This is a genomic window from Sporosarcina saromensis (assembly GCF_033253735.1).
Classification (GTDB): domain Bacteria; phylum Bacillota; class Bacilli; order Bacillales_A; family Planococcaceae; genus Sporosarcina; species Sporosarcina saromensis.
Genome location: NZ_JAUBDI010000001.1, coordinates 181,536 through 200,395 on the forward strand (window position 1 = coordinate 181,536; position 18,860 = coordinate 200,395).

The 18,860-nt window shown below is 42.6% G+C and carries 17 protein-coding genes; all 17 read right to left on the reverse strand.

Annotated features, from left to right (window positions below; all coding sequences use genetic code 11):
• Positions 1-2: 2 nt before the first annotated feature.
• Positions 3-1,040, reverse strand: a complete 1,038-nt coding sequence (locus tag QT711_RS00945) for an aspartate-semialdehyde dehydrogenase (RefSeq protein WP_317941611.1) — start codon at positions 1,038-1,040, stop codon at positions 3-5.
• 158 nt (positions 1,041-1,198) lie between these two features.
• Positions 1,199-1,786: a dipicolinate synthase subunit B gene (locus QT711_RS00950; protein ID WP_317941612.1), complete on the reverse strand. Its 588-nt coding sequence runs from the start codon at positions 1,784-1,786 to the stop codon at positions 1,199-1,201.
• A 12-nt stretch (positions 1,787-1,798) separates the two neighbouring features.
• Complete coding sequence (locus QT711_RS00955) at positions 1,799-2,578, reverse strand: hypothetical protein (protein WP_317941613.1); 780 nt, start codon at positions 2,576-2,578, stop codon at positions 1,799-1,801.
• Positions 2,565-2,840 (reverse strand): YlmC/YmxH family sporulation protein, encoded by a 276-nt coding sequence (locus tag QT711_RS00960; RefSeq protein WP_317941614.1) that lies wholly within the window; start codon positions 2,838-2,840, stop codon positions 2,565-2,567. Before QT711_RS00960 ends, QT711_RS00955 begins: the two co-directional genes overlap by 14 nt.
• Positions 2,841-2,916: 76 nt before the next feature.
• Positions 2,917-4,143, reverse strand: a complete 1,227-nt coding sequence (locus QT711_RS00965) for a M16 family metallopeptidase (RefSeq protein WP_317941615.1) — start codon at positions 4,141-4,143, stop codon at positions 2,917-2,919.
• Between the two features lie 93 nt (positions 4,144-4,236).
• A complete protein-coding gene (gene pnp, locus QT711_RS00970) occupies positions 4,237-6,360 on the reverse strand; it encodes a polyribonucleotide nucleotidyltransferase (RefSeq protein ID WP_317941616.1) in 2,124 nt (707 codons plus the stop codon).
• 177 nt (positions 6,361-6,537) lie between these two features.
• On the reverse strand, positions 6,538-6,807 hold the full coding sequence (gene rpsO / locus QT711_RS00975; RefSeq protein ID WP_317941617.1) for a 30S ribosomal protein S15: 270 nt from the start codon (positions 6,805-6,807) through the stop codon (positions 6,538-6,540).
• A 158-nt stretch (positions 6,808-6,965) separates the two neighbouring features.
• Positions 6,966-7,907, reverse strand: coding sequence for a bifunctional riboflavin kinase/FAD synthetase (locus QT711_RS00980; RefSeq protein WP_317941618.1), 942 nt, complete (start codon positions 7,905-7,907; stop codon positions 6,966-6,968).
• Between the two features lie 11 nt (positions 7,908-7,918).
• Complete coding sequence (gene truB, locus QT711_RS00985) at positions 7,919-8,830, reverse strand: tRNA pseudouridine(55) synthase TruB (RefSeq protein ID WP_317941619.1); 912 nt, start codon at positions 8,828-8,830, stop codon at positions 7,919-7,921.
• A 75-nt stretch (positions 8,831-8,905) separates the two neighbouring features.
• The gene (rbfA, locus tag QT711_RS00990; protein ID WP_317941620.1) at positions 8,906-9,250 is read right to left on the reverse strand and encodes a 30S ribosome-binding factor RbfA; all 345 of its coding nucleotides are present in this window, start codon (positions 9,248-9,250) and stop codon (positions 8,906-8,908) included.
• Positions 9,251-9,272: 22 nt separating this feature from the next.
• Complete coding sequence (locus tag QT711_RS00995; RefSeq protein WP_317941621.1) at positions 9,273-9,551, reverse strand: DUF503 domain-containing protein; 279 nt, start codon at positions 9,549-9,551, stop codon at positions 9,273-9,275.
• Positions 9,548-12,004 carry a translation initiation factor IF-2 gene (infB, locus tag QT711_RS01000; protein WP_317941622.1) on the reverse strand — a complete coding sequence of 819 codons (2,457 nt, stop codon included), beginning with the start codon at positions 12,002-12,004 and terminating at the stop codon, positions 9,548-9,550. Before infB ends, QT711_RS00995 begins: the two co-directional genes overlap by 4 nt.
• The gene (locus QT711_RS01005) at positions 11,952-12,329 is read right to left on the reverse strand and encodes a YlxQ family RNA-binding protein (protein ID WP_317941623.1); all 378 of its coding nucleotides are present in this window, start codon (positions 12,327-12,329) and stop codon (positions 11,952-11,954) included. Before QT711_RS01005 ends, infB begins: the two co-directional genes overlap by 53 nt.
• Entirely contained in the window at positions 12,326-12,604 is a 279-nt protein-coding gene (gene rnpM, locus QT711_RS01010) for an RNase P modulator RnpM (RefSeq protein WP_317941624.1), read from the reverse strand. The genes QT711_RS01005 and rnpM overlap by 4 nt, the downstream gene beginning before the upstream one ends.
• A 19-nt stretch (positions 12,605-12,623) precedes the next feature.
• Complete coding sequence (gene nusA / locus QT711_RS01015; protein WP_317941625.1) at positions 12,624-13,841, reverse strand: transcription termination factor NusA; 1,218 nt, start codon at positions 13,839-13,841, stop codon at positions 12,624-12,626.
• 22 nt (positions 13,842-13,863) lie between these two features.
• Complete coding sequence (rimP, locus tag QT711_RS01020) at positions 13,864-14,340, reverse strand: ribosome maturation factor RimP (protein ID WP_317941626.1); 477 nt, start codon at positions 14,338-14,340, stop codon at positions 13,864-13,866.
• Between the two features lie 176 nt (positions 14,341-14,516).
• Positions 14,517-18,830 carry a PolC-type DNA polymerase III gene (locus tag QT711_RS01025; RefSeq protein WP_317941627.1) on the reverse strand — a complete coding sequence of 1,438 codons (4,314 nt, stop codon included), beginning with the start codon at positions 18,828-18,830 and terminating at the stop codon, positions 14,517-14,519.
• Positions 18,831-18,860: the final 30 nt, after the last annotated feature.

Genomic DNA, 18,860 nt, shown 5'->3' on the forward strand with positions numbered 1-18,860 from the left:
AATTATGATTTTATTAATTCCTCGGCAATTTGGACTGAATTTAACGCAGCACCTTTTAACAGATTATCTGCTACAATCCATAAATGGAACCCTCTTGGATGTGAAGGGTCTTTACGAATCCGGCCTACAAACACTGCATCTTTCCCTTCAGCATATAACGGCATCGGATATGTCTGTGAAGCCGGATCATCTTGTAATACAACACCAGGTGCCTCATTAATAACTGATCGGAGCACATCAACCGTCACATCATCTTGATCAATTTCAATATATACTGATTCAGAATGGCCTGTAACAACAGGTAGTCTTACACATGTTGCAGAAACAGCAATTGTCGAATCGCCAAAGATTTTCTTCGTTTCGTTCATCATCTTCCATTCTTCAAGTGTGTATCCTGCATCACCAAACAAATCGATCTGCGGAATTACGTTAAAAGCAATGGGATAATGTTTTTCTGCAGAAGCCGATGGGAGAAGTTGCGCTTCGATTTCCACACGGTCTTCAAATTGCTTGCTCTGCTCGTTTAACTCATCAATTGCTTCTGCACCAGCTCCTGAAACTGCTTGATACGTCGAAACGATAATTTTACTAATCCCGAATTTCTCTTTGACGGGTTGTAAAGCCGCTACCATTTGAATGGTGGAACAGTTCGGATTCGCAATTATTCCTGCATGTTGATTGAGTGCATGTGCATTTACTTCCGGAACGACTAAAGGTATCCCTTCATCCATTCTGAAAGCACTTGTATTATCAATCACAACCGCCCCACGCTTAACAGCTTCAGGGGCAAACTTTTGGGAAATCGATCCACCTGCACTAAAAAAGGCAATATCAATTCCATCAAAGGATTCAGGAACTGTTTCTTCCACGATATACGAACGACCACCTGCGACGATTTCCTGACCTGCAGAGCGTTTGGAAGCTAGCATTTTTATAGAGGAGGCAGGGAAATCCCGCTCCAATAATTTTTCTAAAATTTTTGTTCCTACTGCACCTGTTGCTCCTACAACCGCTACATTCAACTTATCTTTTTTCATCATCGTCTTCCTTTCCCCATCTGTTAATGCTGTGGATATACATGCAATTGAAAGAGTAATAATACATTCAAATAATTTAATGTAACGATCTCTTTCCTTATAACCACAAAGTTCATTGGAGGAATTATATCATACTCCTACTGAATGCGCTTCGTATTTTTTTAATATTGATGAATAATTAATAACGGTTGAAGTTGTCTATTTTCAAGGGCAGCAGCTGCAGCTGGTACCATTAACGTAAAATCAGCAATGAGTGAGTTCGGTTTCTTGTGCGGATCATCTTGACCAAACGGAATAAAATAGACATTTTTCATGTTCAGTAGTTTCATGATGTTTGGACCGTTTAGACCTAATGCATCGTTTGTTGAAATTCCGAGCAATACTGGACTTCCATTTCTTAACGTTGCTTTTGCAGCCATCAGAACAGGTGAGTCTGTCGCTGCATTCGCAAATTTACTAATGGAATTACCGGTCATTGGAGCAATAATCATACAATCCACAGGTGAACTCGGCCCAAACGGTTCAGCGCCTACAATGGTTGAGATTACTTTCTCTCCTGTTGCGGCTTCAATCTTTTGAATCCACTCTTCACCTGTTCCGAATCGTGTTGCGGCCGTTAAAACGGAATGTGTGATTACAGGCACAACAGTAGCACCATGATCTTGTAACTCTTGAATGACAGGCAAGATCTGATCATATGTGCAATGTGAGGCTGTAATACCCAGACCGATTCTCTTTCCTTGTAGCATCTTTTTCCCCTTTCAGCGACTATTCATCCTTAGTAGCGCCGCTGCCAACGCTTTTGCAGCATCGACTGGAAAATGTTTCCCCGGCAAACCAAGGTGTATTGTATAGTATTCATCAGGGGAATTGGCCTTTAGGCAACCTGGTGCCGAAGCGAGATCGAATATACGAAACTGATCGTTTTCTTTCACACGCAACCATTGAGCCGGTATGGTGTTTATAAGGGTTCCGTCCATTGTAAGTGTGTCAGTTTCTAATCGTTCTGTTTGATAGCCTAATGCCGAAGCTTCACCGATTTGGTCAGCAGACCTCGCCAATATTGTGACAGATGCCCCAAGTTTCGATAGTACATCCGCCGTCGCCTTCGCTACTTTACCAAAACCGGCGATTGTAAACTCTTCACCAAAGACCAACCGTTTGGTCGATGCATAATATTCTAGTAAGAAGCCTTCAGCTGTCAGCCGTGCATTCTCCCACACATACTCCACTTCATGAAGATACGAATGTACAGGATTGCCCGCAACTTCATACGGAAGCAACCAATCTTTTGAGGCAACGCCTGTAAATAACTTCGTGTGAGGTTTTAATTTCTCAACAGGTATTGAATGAGACATTTGTAGAATGGGAAAAACAACATGCGTGGGTGAATAGTGATCGACAATTGACGCCAACTCTTCCGAATACTCGTTTCCATCGTAATGGAAAGTGTTGTTGCCCCACTCCTCCATAAGACGACTACATGCTAGCATTCTTTGATCCGTTCCAATGAATAACCATTTTTCATCAGTCTTCTTCAATGTCAAAGTCCCCCATACTATGTGTTTTTCCAAAAAGAATCCGATGTTCCCCAACTAATACAATTTCACTCCATGGAATGAATTCCACCGTATCATGCTCTTTATTACGGAAAGGAAAACGGCTAAATTTCTTTCGAATTTCAAATCCGATAATTGCACCTGTTTTCCGATTGAAAATTAAATCCGTATCAGCTAAAAAACCATACCGAACGCCATCCTCCACTTGTATCAACTCTTTTTGAGCCATTTCGGATAAAAGCATTCCTACTTCCCCCTTTCATATCCCCTTATCAGCATATGTCGAAGGAGCAGTAAAACTGACTATTTTTTATGGAACACTATCTATTAGGACTGATAACGGAAGTGGCACGGTCCTGTACGAAAATTTCGCGGGCTAGGCGATTTACATGCGTCACTTGTACTTGTTCAATCAATGCAACGACCTCATCTATCGATCGATGCTCACCCAAAATGAGCTCGTTGTTAGCATTCCGGTGCATTCTTGCTTCCGCACTATCCAGTCCTATAAGAAAACTGCCTTTTAATTGTTCTTTAGCATTATGCAATTCTTCATCAGTTACGCCGTTTTGCGCAACGTCCAGAATGATTTCATCCATACATCTCACCATCGTGTCCACTTGTTCCGGAGCTGTTCCCCCATAAATGACAAAGGCACCCGTGGAGGTAAATGATGAATAGTAGGAAAAGACGGAATAGGCAATCCCCAGTTCTTCACGAATTTGCTGAAATAAACGTGAAGACATTGTTCCTCCGATAATACTATCTAGTAAAATTAGATCGTGTAATCGCTCATCTTTTAACGGTAAGCCTGGATAACCTAAACAGACATGAGCCTGTTCAATCGCTTTTTCCTTCATTGTTTGTCCACTTGAAAAGCGTGGTGGCTGTATGACTGGATGATCAATCGTATCCTTCCTTGCTTTGAATGCAGAAAAATGCTGTTCAATCGCATGAATAAGCGCTTCATCATAATTGCCAGCTACCGATATAACGGTATTTTCAGGTGTATAATACGTCGCCATATACTGTTCAATCATTTCTAGGTTAAAGGATTGAATCGTTTCCTTACTGCCGCCAATCGATCGGCCAATCGCATCATTCGGGTACATGACTCCCCAAAGCCTTTCATCCACATCATCATCTGGTGTGTCTTCGACAGAAGCGATTTCATCCAAAATGACGGCTTTCTCCTTCTCCATTTCTTTCGGATCGAACGTGGAGTTGAAAAACATGTCAGCAAGAATATCGATCGCTTGGTGTGCATAACGGTCTAAAACGATTGCCGAATAACAAGTCACTTCTTTTGATGTATACGCATTTACATCTCCACCAATCCGATCGAATTGTTCCGCAATCTGTTTCGCACTTCGAGTAGGTGTCCCTTTAAACAACATATGTTCTATGAAGTGTGACAGTCCCCATTGGGAAGCCGTTTCATTCGAAGATCCCACTTTCACACAAATTCCAATAACAACTGAGCGAACATGTGGCATTTTTTCATGGACGATTGTTACACCATTAAGACATCTTCTTTTTTGCAGCATTGCGAATCCCCTCTTCCTGTTTGAAAGAATAAAAAGCCACCAACTTCACACGATGCAAAGTGGGGCTTTTTCTTTTATTTTATTCAGCTCATATTATGCGTTATTCTCTTTTTCAGCAGCTTCTTTTTGTTCTTTCAACACAATTTTACGAGACAAGTTCACGCGTCCTTGGTTGTCGATTTCAATGACTTTGACGAGCAGTTCATCACCCATCTTCAATACATCTTCCACTGCTTTTGTACGTTCTTCTTGAATTTCAGAAATGTGAAGGAGGCCGTCTTTGCCTGAGAAGATTTCAAGGAATGCACCGAATTTTTCAATTCGTTTCACTTTCCCTAAATAATATTCGCCTACTTTTGCTTCACGGACAATGTTTTCAATCATCGTCTTCGCTTTTTCGTTCATCTCTGAGTTCGGTGAAGAAATATAAATTGTTCCATCTTGTTCTGTGTCAATCTTCACGTTTGTCTCTTCAATAATTTTGTTGATCACTTTTCCGCCAGGTCCAATGACATCACGGATTTTATCCGGATTGATTTTTATCATAATAATTTTTGGAGCGTACGCAGACAGCTGCTCTCTCGGTGCGGAAATACTTGTTAACATATGGTCAAGGATTTTCATGCGACCGATTTTCGCTTGTGCTAATGACTCTTCAAGAATTTGACGCGACAATCCTTCAATTTTAATATCCATTTGTAATGCAGTTATGCCTTTAGCTGTCCCTGCCACTTTAAAGTCCATATCACCCAAGTGATCTTCCATCCCTTGGATATCGGAAAGTACGGAATAGTTGTCCCCTTTTTTCACGAGACCCATTGCAATACCAGCTACAGGTGCTTTAATTGGAATACCTGCATCCATCATCGCCATTGTGGACGCACAGATCGATGCTTGTGATGAAGAACCATTCGACTCTAGAACTTCAGCAACAAGACGGATTGTGTACGGGAAGTCTTTTTCATCAGGGATGATTGCTTCAAGTGCACGTTCACCTAGCGCACCGTGTCCAATTTCACGACGGCCTGGTCCACGGATTGGACCTGTTTCCCCAACACTAAAGTTCGGGAAGTTATAATGATGCATGAAACGCTTGGACTCTTCAAGTCCTAAGCCATCTATAATTTGTACTTCTCCAAGTGCCCCTAATGTACAAACACTCAATGCTTGTGTCTGTCCACGTGTGAACAAACCGGAACCATGCGTACGTTGTAAAATGCCCACTTCGGAAGATAATGGACGGATTTCATCTAATCCTCGACCATCCGGACGAACTTTCTCATCGGTAATTAATCGACGGACTTCTTCTTTCACGAGGTGGTCTAAAATGTTTTTCACTTGTTTTAATGTCTCTTCATCAACTTCTGCTTCCGTATAACTTTCCATTACGGCATTTTTCACAGCAGAGATTGCTTCCTCACGTGCATGCTTCTCTTCTGTTTGAATGGCACTGATCAATTCAGCTTCACATTTTTCTTTCACTTCAGCCAGCAATGTTTCGTCCAACTCGAATAGCGTAATTTCCATCTTTTCTTTTCCGACTTCAGCAACGATCATTTCTTGGAATTCAATCAGTTTAATGATTTGCTCATGGCCAAACATAATCGCTTCCAAAATGACATCTTCCGCCACTTCTTTCGCGCCAGCTTCAACCATGTTGATAGCATCTTTTGTTCCTGCTACCACTAAGTCCAGTTCACTTTTCTCCAATTGCTCTGGTGTAGGGTTAATGATGAATTCGCCATCGATACGGCCAATTTGCACACCCGCAATCGGTCCTTCAAACGGAATGTCCGAAATGGATAGAGCGAGTGAAGAACCAAGCATTGCAGCCATTTCAGATGTGCAATTTTGGTCGACTGACATGACAAGTGAAATTACTTGGACGTCATTACGAAATCCATCCGCAAATAACGGTCGAATCGGGCGGTCAATTAACCGGCTCGTCAATACCGCTTTTTCGGAAGGACGACCCTCACGTTTAATGAAGCCTCCTGGAATTTTCCCTGCAGCATAAAGGCGCTCTTCATAGTTCACAGTCAAAGGGAAGAAATCGAGAGCTTTTGGATTTTTTGAAGCAGTCGCTGTTGACAATACGGATGTATCGCCATAACGGACAAGTACTGCACCGTTTGCCTGTTTCGCGAGTTGACCTGTCTCAATCGTCAATGGTCTCCCGGCCCACTCATATGTGTACACTTTTTTCTGTTCTGTCATTATGGTACTCCTCTCTTTTTTCAAACGTAAGCAACCATACGTAGTATGTATTTAGTCATAGTGTATCAAAAATGATTCGCTTATGCGAAATATAACATAAATATTTGTTATTGACAGTTCGTTCGCATCAATTCAATAAAAAAAAGCGGGCAAGGCCCGCTTTCCATATCCATCTTATTAACGGCGAAGGCCGAGTTTTGCAATAAGATCACGGTAACGTTGAACATCAGTTTCACGCAAGTACTTAAGAAGTCTTTTACGTGTACCAACCATCTTAAGAAGACCTCTACGTGAGTGGTGGTCTTTGTTGTGTACTTGAAGATGCGTGTTCAAGTTGTTGATCTCTTCTGTAAGGATAGCGATCTGTACTTCTGCAGATCCAGTATCGTTTTCATGAATTTTGAATTCAGTGATCAATTCATTTTTACGCTCTTGTGTAATTGCCATCCTTTTCACCTCCTAATCGATAAAATATCCCCGAATCCCGAGCAATCGTTGGTGATTCGACTTGCCAAGGAAAGGTTCATGCGATTGCACTGATTTATCATATCATGCATGGCTGTTGTATGCAATAAAGATGCACAAAGAATTCAGTTCCTACGCAATTACCTATGTAATAATTGTTTGGCAGTATGCTTGTCTTTTCCTATTTGTTCGATTAACTCTTCGATTGACTGAAACTTTTTCTCAGAACGGATATGGGCGATCCACTCGAGAGAGAGTTCTTGATCATACAAACTTCCTTCAAAATCCATAATGTGCACTTCAACCGTCGGAGTTTTTCTGTTCGGATTATGGAAAGTCGGTTTAACGCCAACATTACATACGCCATCATACCAAGTAGTTCCTACTAAAACACGGACAGCATATACACCGTTTGAAGGAATAAGGGATTCAGGTTCAGATGCGATATTAGCAGTCGGAAACCCGAGTTGACGCCCTCTTTTATCACCATGAATCACTGTTCCTACAGTTCTAAACGGTCTACCAAGCAATCTTGCTGTATGTTCAACATCACCTTGAGCAAGCAATTCACGGATTCTAGTCGAGGAGATTTTATGTGCATCTGCTTCCACTTTTGGAATGATCGTCGTCTCATAAACTCCGTCCGCTAATGCAGCCATCTGTTCCATCGTGCCTGAACCTTTGGAACCAAATGTAAAGTCGAAACCAGCTGTGACATGTTTGACGCCTAATCCTTTCATGAACAATTCAACAAACGCTTCTGGTGATAAAGATGCGAGCTCCCAATTGAATGTGACGATGAATAATGTATCAATTCCCATGTCTTGAAGAAGTCTAATCTTCTCTCGATAAGGGGTTATATACCCTACTTTATCCGTTCCACTTTTGAATAGATGGGACGGGTGAGGATCGAACGTCATGACCGCTGATTGGATCCCCAATTCTTCCGCTTTCCTTTTCGCCGCCTCAATGACTGTCTGATGACCTCTATGCAAACCGTCAAAAAAACCGATTGCTAAGGAGAACGGTCCAGCGGTAGGTGTTTGAAAATTGTCTGGATAGTGTAAACGATGAATTTCCATGAATTTCTCCCTTACCGATTGACCGGAAACATTTTTTCCGGTTTCATCAATCCTTCTTTAGTCGGATGGTTGCGATAAATCGCAACCGCTTTGTCCTTGTGAGTAAATACAATCACATCATTTTGCAAAAGCAACTTATGTTGAGGCAATACTTGCCCATTCATTATTTTATCATACAAATCTTCTTCGAGTGGCACAAAAGTAAAGTCGATGAGCGCATCTTCCAATGGTCGAATGAAATTGTTCAATTGGCCATTTTCTTTTCGTTCCACCACTTCCGCTAACGTCATACAATCCTGTTGAACAAAGTTGCCAGATGCGGTCCGCACTAAGTTCTTCATGTGAGCAGGATAACCGAGTTGTTCGCCAATTTGGACCGATAACGTTCGAATATATGTCCCTTTACCACACGCAATGCGAATGGAAAATTGCAACTCTTCGCCTTCAAAAAAATCAGCATCATCTAAAAGCTCAATTTCATAAATGTGCACTTTTCTTGAGGGTCGCTCCACTTCAATTCCTTTTCTCGCATACTCATATAATCTTTTACCATTCACTTTTACTGCAGAGTACATAGGAGGAATTTGTGTGATTTCTCCAGTTAAACGCTGTAGAACTGTAAGCAACTCTTCGCGTGTGACTCGTTTAAACGTTTCGTCCGACTCGACGACTGCTCCATCCGCGTCTTCCGTCTCTGTAGACGCGCCTATTGAAACAGTAGCAATATACTCTTTACCTGCGTCTGTAACGTATTCAGCGACCTTTGTCGCTTGTCCTAGACAGATGGGGAGTACACCTTCTACACTCGGATCTAACGTGCCCGTATGCCCAATCCTTTTCATGCCGAGTATTTTTCGTAATTTGAAGACACAATCATGTGATGTCATTCCTTTTTCTTTCCACAACGGCAGAATCCCTTCCATTCCATCCCTCCTATCTTCTTAAGGCAAAAGGAGGAAATCGGATAAGTCCTTTTGGACACCGACTCCCTCCAATTTTCATTCTTCAGTGTTTACTTGACGAAGTAATGATTCGATGCGATTACCGTATTCAACGGAATCATCAAATGCGAACTCGATTTCAGGTGTTTTACGAAGTCTGATTCGTTGTCCAATTTCAGAACGAATGAATCCTTTTGCTTTCATTAGACCTGCCAAAGTAGCTTCTTTTTGCGCATCATTTCCAAGTACAGAAATAAAAATCGTCGCTTGTTGTAAATCTCCAGTCACTTCAACATCAGTGACTGTGACAAAGCCAATCCGAGGATCTTTTAACTTTTGGCCAATGATGCCTCCAAGTTCTTTCTTCATCTGTTCAGCGACCCGATTTGCACGCATAGACATGAATGGTCACCCCTATTTCTTATCAATAATAATCTAGCACTAAATCAGTCATTTCCCACTCAGGATTCGATTCCAGGAAGCGGATAGCCCTTCTCGTCTCTCCTTCCGCTGCCTCTTTTGAAGAAGCGACGGATACGAGAGCGATTGTTGTACGCTGCCACAAATCCTGGTAATCGATTTCCGCAACGGAAACATTAAAATCATTTTTTACGCGATCGGTCATCTTTTTTAGGACCGACCGTTTTTCTTTCAGCGAATGGACATCTGGAATGAAGAATATGCATTCGGCATACACAATCATGACCGTTTGACTTCCTCCATGACAAAGGCTTCAAAGATGTCGCCTTCCTTGATGTCATTGAAGTTCTTCACAGTAATACCACATTCGTAGCCTTTAGATACTTCTTTTACATCATCTTTAAAGCGTTTCAACGTATCAAGCTCACCTTCAAAAATGACGATGTTATCACGAAGTACTCTGACGCCGGCATCTCTCGTCAATTTACCTTCAGTGACGTAACTTCCAGCAATTGTACCGATTTTAGAAACCTTGAATGTCTCACGAACTTCAGCTTGCCCGATTACTTTCTCCTCAAATTCAGGATCCAGTAACCCTTTCATCGCAAATTCGATTTCCTCGATTACTTTATAAATGACGCGGTGTAAACGAATGTCGACACCTTCTTCTTCAGCAGCACGTTTCGCATTGACATCAGGTCGAACGTTGAAACCAATTACAATTGCATTAGATGCAGCCGCAAGGGAAATATCAGATTCATTGATAGCACCTGCACCGGTATGAATGATTTTGACGTTAACACCTTCCACTTCAATTTTCATAAGGGAAGCCGCCATAGCCTCAACTGTACCTTGAACGTCAGCTTTAACTATCAAATTCAGTTCTTTCATTTCACCTTGTTTCATTTGATCGAACAAGTTATCAAGCGTAACACGTGTTTTCTCTACACGTTGTTCTTGCAATGCATCGCCTGCTCTTGACTCACCGATTTGACGAGCGGTCTTTTCATCTTCAAACACAACAAAGCGATCGCCAGCTTGAGGTACTTCATTCAATCCTGTTATTTCAACAGGTGTCGATGGACCCGCTTCTTTCACACGACGGCCTAAGTCATTGATCATCGCACGCACTTTACCAAATGTCGTACCAACAACAATCGGGTCACCTACACGTAATGTTCCATCTTGCACGAGTAACGTTGCGACAGATCCACGTCCGCGATCGAGCTGTGCTTCGATCACAGTTCCTTTCGCACGGATGTTTTTGCTTGCTTTCAATTCTGCAACTTCTGAAACGAGTAACACCATTTCAAGAAGATGGTCAATTCCTTCACCTTTCAATGCAGAAATTGGTACAAAAATCGTATCTCCGCCCCATGCTTCAGAAAGAAGTCCATGCTCTGTCAGCTCTTGCATGACACGGTCAGGATTTGCGGAAGGTTTATCCATTTTGTTCACCGCAACAATAATTGGTACTTCAGCCGCTTTTGCATGGTTAATCGCTTCGATTGTTTGCGGCATGACGCCATCATCGGCAGCTACTACTAAAATTGTAATGTCAGTAACTTTGGCACCTCGTGCACGCATTGTCGTAAAGGCAGCATGCCCAGGCGTATCAAGGAAAGTAATTTTCTTTCCTTCCACTTCGATTTGATAGGCACCAATATGTTGAGTGATTCCGCCAGCTTCACCTTGTGTCACTTTTGTATCACGAATAGAGTCAAGTAGTGTCGTTTTACCATGGTCAACATGCCCCATAATTGTTACGACTGGAGGACGTTCAGTTAGTTCCGCTTCAACTTCTTCTGAATCTTCAAAGTAAATTTCAAGATCGGTGACATCAATGCGGATTTCCTCTTCCACTTCCACTTCATAATCTGCGCAAATTAGTTCAATTGCATCCTTATCCAGTTCTTGGTTAATTGTTGCCATAACACCAAGCATAAAGAGCTTTTTGATGATTTCAGACGGTTCGCGTCCTAATTTGTTTGCAAGCTCTCCGACAGATAAGGACTCATAAAATGTAATTTTTTCCGGCAATGGTTTTTCCACTTTCGGCATTGGTGCTGGACGATGTCTTCTGCGCCCTTGGTTAATGCCGCGAGCAGGAGGTCTGCCTCCGCGCCCAGCAGGACGATTACCACCTTGTGCTCCTTGTCCTTGACGTGGTTGGCCTTGTGCAGAACGGTTGCCTTGCGTGCCGCCTTGCCCTTGGCGCTGTTGGCCTTGCGTAGAACGGTTGCCTTGCGCGCCGCCTTGCCCTTGACGTTGTTGACCTTGTGTAGAACGGTTGCCTTGCGCGCCGCCTTGCCCTTGACGTGGTTGGCCTTGTGCAGAACGGTTGCCTTGCGATCCTTGCCCTTGACGTGGTTGGCCTTGTGCAGAACGGTTGCCTTGCGATCCTTGCCCTTGACGTTGTTGACCTTGTGCAGAACGGTTACCTTGCGCGCCGCCTTGCCCTTGGCGCTGTTGGCCTTGTCTTGGTCGATCGTCTTGCTTATTTCTCTCTTGTGATGGACGTGCGCCATTTGAAGATGGCTTTTGCCCTTGCTTTGCTGTATTCGGAGGAGTTGAACCACCTTTGCTGAAATGCTTATCCAATTTATCTTTCGCATCCTTATCTAGCATTGACATATGATTCGACACCTTTACATTCATCTTTCCAAGCTCATCTATGACTTCCTTACTCGTCCGATTCACTTGTTTCGCGTATTCGTGTACACGTATCTTCGTCATTAGCCCACCCCCGGTTATATTCGTTGAGGAGCCCGGATATTTTACCGGCAAAACCGGCATCCGTTAACGCGAGTACGACCCGCGACTCTTTTCCGATTGCATGGCCAAGAGCTTCCCGGCTCCCAAACACATGCTTCTCAACGTTGTAAAAACTGCATTTATCATGAACTTTTTTGTGTGTATTTTTTGAAGCATCTTTAGAAATGATGACAAGTCGAGCATTTCCAGCACGAATGTCTTTTACGACCAATTCTTCACCGGTAATCAATTTCCGAGCTCTGGCTGCCATTCCTAGCAACTGAAAAATTTTCTGTGGATGATTCATTTCAATGCCTCTCGACGGATTGCATGAAGAAGGTCCTCGTACACTTCCTCGGGCACAGAAGTTCCCAATTGACTTTCAATGGCCCGATTGCGTTTTGCAGTTTCGACAGCTGCTTCAGTTTTTGATACATATGTACCTCGTCCTGACTTCTTCCCAGTCAAGTCGACTGAAACTTCGCCTTCTTTCGTGCGCACAATCCGGATCATTTCTTTTTTAGGGTACATGTCACCTGTAGCAGCGCATTTCCGCAAAGGGACTTTTTTCTTACTAGTCATGGGCACTCATCCTTTCATTTCATTTGTCATCAGTTTCCGAATAAAGATCAATCGTTTCTAAGTCAGTTTCATCATCCGATTCCACATCAAAATACGGATCATCTTTAAACGTATCGTCTCCATTATTCGCACCTGTATATACATCATTTTCATGCTCATCTACAGTATTGTATGGAGTATTCGCAGAAGGATAAATTCCTAATTCACGAGCATCCGTTTCGCTTTTTATATCAATTTTCCATCCTGTCAACTTCGCTGCAAGTCTTGCGTTCTGTCCTCGTTTCCCAATTGCCAAGGAAAGTTGGTAATCAGGTACAACGACTGTTGTCGACCGTTCTTCTTCGTTCACTTGTACGTCAAGCACTTTTGAAGGGCTTAAAGCATTTGCTACAAAGACGATTGGATCTTCTGACCATTCGACAATGTCGACTTTCTCCCCGTTCAACTCATTTGAGATGGACTGGACACGCGCTCCACGTGCTCCAACACAAGAACCGACTGGATCGACTTCTTCATTGTTTGTATGCACAGAAATCTTTGAGCGATCGCCGGCTTCACGGGCAATGGACTTGATTTCAACAATACCATCGTAAATCTCAGGCACTTCCATTTCAAACAACCTGCGCAAAAGTCCAGGATGCGTACGGGACACAAAAACTTGAGGTCCACGGGAAGTTCTTTCGACTTTAGTAATGTACACTTTAATGCGATCGTGTGGTTTATATGATTCAGTCGGGATTTGTTCTCCAGCAGGCAAAACAGCTTCAACTTTTCCAAGACCGACATACAAATTACGTGCATCGAGACGTTCTACGATTCCATTGACAATATCATCTTCGCGGTCAACGTATTCGTCATAAATTAACCCACGCTCCGCTTCACGCACCCGTTGTGTAACGACTTGTTTAGCTGTTTGAGCTGCGATACGGCCAAAATCTCGTGGTGTGACTTCCTCTTCCACGACATCTCCTATTTCGTAAGCGGGATTGACAAGCAGTGCATCTTCCAACGCCATTTGTAACCGCTCATCATCAACTTCATCGACAACGTCTTTTCGCGAATAGACTTTCATCGTACCTTTTTCAAGGTTTAAATCAACGCGGACATTTTGCGCCTGATTGAAATTTCGTTTGTAGGCGGTCACGAGTGCCGCTTCAATCGCTTCAACAATAACATCCCTAGAAATTCCTTTTTGTTTTTCAAGGGCTGTCAATGCATCGAGTAGATCACTACTCATAATTAATCACTCCTCTATTCAATTATGCCGAAAAGTCAATCGCCAACCGTGCAAAAGCAATTTTCGCCTTTTCAATTTCTACTTGCAATTTGCGTGTCTTAATTCGAATCTCAACTTCTGCAATTTCAGGACCGTATGAAAGCAAATAGCCTTCAAATTCTTTCATGCCATTGATCGGTTCATATGTTTTAATGAATACATATTGACCGATTGCTTTTAAGAAGTCTTCTTCTTTTTTCAATGGCCGCTCTGCACCTGGTGAAGAGACTTCGAGGAAGTAATTTTGCGAAATCGGATCAACTCGATCCAATTCCTCACTCAGCCTTTCACTAACTTGTGCACATTGCTCAATATCGATATTGCCTTCTGGCGTATCAACATATATGCGCAAAAACCAGTCTTTACCTTCTTTTAGAAATTCGATGTCAACCAATTCCAACTCGAGGTCTTTCACAATCGGACTGACGAGTTTTTCAACTTGTTCTGTAATTTTACTCATCATAACCCTCCCGAAAATTCATTTAACTTATCCAATCCGCAAAGAACAACAGAAAAGAGCGGGAAACCCCACTCTTTTCGCGTAAGACTTATAGCAAAAGTTGCTACAATTATACCATCTACTGGGCATCTATGCAAACAATGTGCCAATGCTTTCCGAAGTTGACAGCATTTTTATCAAAACAACGAGAGCTGGTTCGAGTCTGGCATACCTTCCAAACACCCTAATGTATCCATGAATTCAATGACTGTCTTCGATACTCGACCGCGTTGTTGCAAGTCTTCTTTAGAGAGGAAGATCCCATCTTTACGCGCTTCAACAATCGTTTTGGCAACGTTCGTTCCGAGCGAAGGAATCGAGTCGAATGGCGGAATGAGTTTGTTTCCATCTATTAAGAAGACCGATGCATCCGATTTATACAGGTCAGGTTTCGCAAACGTGAATCCGCGTTCTCCCATTTCTAAAGCAATTTCAAGTACAGTTAACAAGTTCTTTTCCTTCGGGGAAGCTTCCAAACCTTTATCGTTTATTTCTTTGATTTTGGCACGCATTGAAGCAGTCCCTTTTGTCATCGTAAGCAAATCATAATCGGTCGCCCGCACTGTAAAGTACGCTGCATAGTACATAATCGGATGATGTACTTTAAAATATGCAATTCGCAGTGCCATCATAACGTATGCAGCAGCATGGGCTTTAGGGAACATGTATTTTATTTTCTTACAAGAATCGATATACCATGCAGGTACATTATTTGCTTTCATTTCCGCTTCGAATTCTGGAGTCAGCCCTTTCCCTTTCCGAACAGATTCCATAATCTTAAATGCCATGGATGGTTCTAGACCTTGATAAATCAAGTACACCATAATATCATCACGACATCCAATCACGTCGGATAATTGACAAATTTTATTTTGAATCAATTCTTGCGCATTCCCTAACCACACGTCAGTCCCATGAGAAAGTCCGGAAATTTGAATGAGTTCGGAGAAGGTAGACGGCTTCGTTTCTTCCAACATCTGCCGTACGAAGCGTGTACCGAATTCCGGCACCCCTAACGTTCCTGTCTTGCAATCAATTTGCTCCTCAGTTACCCCCAATGAAGTCGTCCCGCTGAACAATGCCATGACCCCTTCATCGTCGGGTGGTATCGTTTTCGGATCTATACCCGATAAATCTTCCAACATTTTAATCATTGTCGGATCATCGTGGCCAAGAATATCCAATTTCAGCAAGTTATTATCAATGGAATGGAAGTCAAAATGCGTCGTCCGCCAACTTGAACCTGTATCATCTGCAGGATATTGGATTGGCGTAAAGTCAAATATATCCATGGTATCAGGTACAACAATGATGCCGCCTGGATGTTGTCCGGTATTCCGTTTAACACCCGTACAGCCTTGTACGAGCCTGTCGATTTCCGCTCCACGCAAATTAATATTATTGTCGTTCATATACCCTCGGACATAACCGTATGCTGTCTTTTCAGCAACCGTTCCAATTGTTCCAGCACGGTACACATAATCTTCCCCAAAAAGGACTTTCGTATAATTGTGTGCATGCGCTTGGTATTCACCGCTGAAATTCAAATCGATATCCGGAACTTTATCCCCATTAAAACCTAGGAATGTTTCGAACGGAATGTCGTGTCCATCTTTTTTAAACATCGTTCCACAAGAAGGACAAGCCTTATCGGGCAAATCGAACCCAGAACCAACGGAACCGTCGTTAAAGAACTCGGACAGTTTACATGAAGGGCAGACGTAATGTGGCGGCATCGGGTTTACTTCCGTAATCTCCATCATCGTCGCAACAAGTGAGGAACCAACAGAACCACGGGACCCGACCAAATAGCCATCATCCAATGATTTTTTAACCAGCTTATGGGAAATTAAATAAATGACGGCAAATCCGTTATCAATAATGGATTTTAACTCTTTCTCGATACGCGCTTCCAAGATGTCAGGTAAGTTCTCTCCATAAATGCTATGAGCCATCGTATAGGTCAAATTCCGAACTTCCTCATCGGCACCTTCGATTGTCGGCGTATACAAATCGTCTTTAATGACTTTAACATTGCCAATCCTTTCGGCAATTGCATTTGGATTATCAATGACAATTTGTTCTGCTGTCTCTTTGCCTAGAAACGAAAAGTGTTCCAACATTTCGTCAGTCGTTCGGAAATGCACTTCAGGGAGCGCGTGTCTATTCATTGGATTTGCCCCACCTTGCGAACGGACAAGTACTTGGCGATACATCGCATCTGTTTCATGAATGTAGTGGACATTCCCAGTGGCACAAACAGGCAATCCCGTCTTCTTTCCAAGTTTGATCATTTTACGCATAATATCTTCAAGATTCCATTCGTCCCGTATCAATTCTAATTCCAATAAATGCGAGTAGACCGGCTTAGGATGCAGTTCCAAATAGTCGTAAAACCTTGCAATCTCTTCAACTTCCTCCATAGACTTTTGCATGAGACCTTCAAAAACTTCACCTTTATCACAACCTGAACCAACCAATAGTCCTTTTCGGTATTTCGTTAGTAACGACCTTGGAATACGAGGTACGCGATAAAAATAGTTCATATGGGAAATTGAAACGAGTTGGAACAGATTTTTCAGTCCTTCATCATCTACCGCTAACAGTGTACAATGCGATGGACGCGAGCGTTTATAAGCATCTCCTTCACCGATGTTCTTATTAAAATCATCTAAGAATGCAATGCCCTTCTCTGCAGCATCTTTCATCAATCGGATGAACAAATACGCTGTCGCTTCTGTATCGTAAATTGCACGGTGATGTTGCGTCAGTTCAATATCAAACTTTTTTGCTAATGTATTTAAGCGGTGATTCCTTAGTTCAGGATATAAAAACCTCGCGAGCTCGAGTGTGTCGATAACCGGATAGGATTTGTCATGCAATTCGGCTCGTTTGCTCGCTTCATAAAAGAATCCCATATCAAATGATGCATTGTGTGCAACAAGAATAGAGTCGCCTATAAATTCTTTGAAATCTCTAATGACTTCAGATACTTCTGGAGCATCCTTCACCATGTCATCTGTAATGCCTGTCAATTCCGTCGTCGTTGAAGACAATGGATGATGCGGGTTCGCAAATCGTTCAAAACGTTCTTTTATTTCTCCATTTACGACTTTCACTGCCGCTAACTCAATAATTGTATCGTAAACAGCAGAGAGTCCCGTTGTTTCGACGTCAAAGACAACATATGTATCATCTTCCAGCTTACGGTGTTGCTCATCATAAACAATCGGAACGCCGTCGTCGACTAAGTTTGCTTCAAGTCCGAACAATACTTTGATGCCGTGTTTTTTTCCAGCAGAAAATGCTTCGGGAAATGATTGGACATTCGCATGATCCGTTATTGCTACAGCAGGATGACCCCATTTAGCAGCTTGCTCAACAAGTGCAGATGCAGTCGTAACAGCATCCATCTGACTCATTGTCGTGTGTGCATGTAATTCCACTCGCTTACGGTCGTCAGGTGCTAAATCTTTGCGAATGACAGGAGCAACTTCCATAATATCTTGTGCCATCATAATTAGATCACGGACAAATGTATCGTTTTGAATACTACCACGCGCACGTACCCAGGAACCTTTCTTTAACGTTTTCATCAATTCCGCATCTTCATTGTCCCGCGAAAACATTTTCACTAATATCGAGTCCGTATAGTCAGTCACTTTCATCGTTAATAAAGATCGACCACTACGCAGTTCTCGTACTTCCGTATCAAAAACGAAGCCTTCAATCGTCACTCTACGTTCTTCGTCTTGAATCGATTGAATGCTCATTAACGGTTCGTCAGGCTTAATCGGTGTCCCTAATATGAACGGTCGATTGCCCTGATCACCGTTTTCCTTCTTCAACGCTTCTACTTTTTGAAGATTTGCTAACGCGGTTTTTGCATACGCTTCTTCTTCAGCTTCTTTTTGTGCAATGAAGGCAAGCCTCTCCGCTTCTAGTTGAGCTTCATCCTCCACGACGGTGAATTCGATTGCCATGGAAGAAAAACCGAATGAAGCATAAACATCAGCTAGTAGTGGTCCGTATTTCGTTTTCAACGTTTGTTGTTCAAACTCGCTTGTACAAACTAACGTCATCTTCTCACCTACTAGAACAGGCGTCTGTCCTAACAACCTTTCTCTAATGGGTGGAGACATATCTCTTAATTCTTCAATAACGATTGGCCAATAACCAACCACTTGCTCAGCGTTCTTTTCGGTTGTACGACAATTCACCTGTAAACGTACTGTTGCAATTGAATTGAATGCATCGAGCAAACGCTGTTGAAACAATTGAAATACGTGTACTGGCAATGTCCGCTCCAATTGCACGTTGAATTGCCACACTCTTGACTTCCGATGAATATCGACACGTTCCAATGTTCCACCTTCAAAACACGCAATTACTTGGTCATCTGTCATACCAATTTGCTGAAGCAATGTCAGTAGTTTCATTCTCGCATCCATGCTGCTAACCCCTCCACTTCAAACGTCAAA

Bases quoted from the DNA above. Each gene is read 5' to 3' on its own strand.
- QT711_RS00945 (WP_317941611.1), bottom strand. From the start codon at position 1,040: ATGATGAAAAAAGATAAGTTGAATGTAGCGGTTGTAGGAGCAACAGGT.
- QT711_RS00995 (WP_317941621.1), bottom strand. From the start codon at position 9,551: ATGATTGTGTATGCCGAATGCATATTCTTCATTCCAGATGTCCATTCG.
- QT711_RS01005 (WP_317941623.1), bottom strand. From the start codon at position 12,329: ATGAATCATCCACAGAAAATTTTTCAGTTGCTAGGAATGGCAGCCAGA.
- rnpM (WP_317941624.1), bottom strand. From the start codon at position 12,604: ATGACTAGTAAGAAAAAAGTCCCTTTGCGGAAATGCGCTGCTACAGGT.
- QT711_RS00980 (WP_317941618.1), bottom strand. From the start codon at position 7,907: ATGGAAATTCATCGTTTACACTATCCAGACAATTTTCAAACACCTACC.
- QT711_RS00960 (WP_317941614.1), bottom strand. From the start codon at position 2,840: ATGCTTTTATCCGAAATGGCTCAAAAAGAGTTGATACAAGTGGAGGAT.
- truB (WP_317941619.1), bottom strand. From the start codon at position 8,830: ATGGAAGGGATTCTGCCGTTGTGGAAAGAAAAAGGAATGACATCACAT.
- rpsO (WP_317941617.1), bottom strand. From the start codon at position 6,807: ATGGCAATTACACAAGAGCGTAAAAATGAATTGATCACTGAATTCAAA.
- infB (WP_317941622.1), bottom strand. From the start codon at position 12,004: ATGACGAAGATACGTGTACACGAATACGCGAAACAAGTGAATCGGACG.
- rbfA (WP_317941620.1), bottom strand. From the start codon at position 9,250: ATGTCTATGCGTGCAAATCGGGTCGCTGAACAGATGAAGAAAGAACTT.
- QT711_RS01025 (WP_317941627.1), bottom strand. From the start codon at position 18,830: ATGGATGCGAGAATGAAACTACTGACATTGCTTCAGCAAATTGGTATG.
- rimP (WP_317941626.1), bottom strand. From the start codon at position 14,340: ATGAGTAAAATTACAGAACAAGTTGAAAAACTCGTCAGTCCGATTGTG.
- nusA (WP_317941625.1), bottom strand. From the start codon at position 13,841: ATGAGTAGTGATCTACTCGATGCATTGACAGCCCTTGAAAAACAAAAA.
- QT711_RS00965 (WP_317941615.1), bottom strand. From the start codon at position 4,143: ATGCTGCAAAAAAGAAGATGTCTTAATGGTGTAACAATCGTCCATGAA.
- pnp (WP_317941616.1), bottom strand. From the start codon at position 6,360: ATGACAGAACAGAAAAAAGTGTACACATATGAGTGGGCCGGGAGACCA.
- QT711_RS00950 (WP_317941612.1), bottom strand. From the start codon at position 1,786: ATGCTACAAGGAAAGAGAATCGGTCTGGGTATTACAGCCTCACATTGC.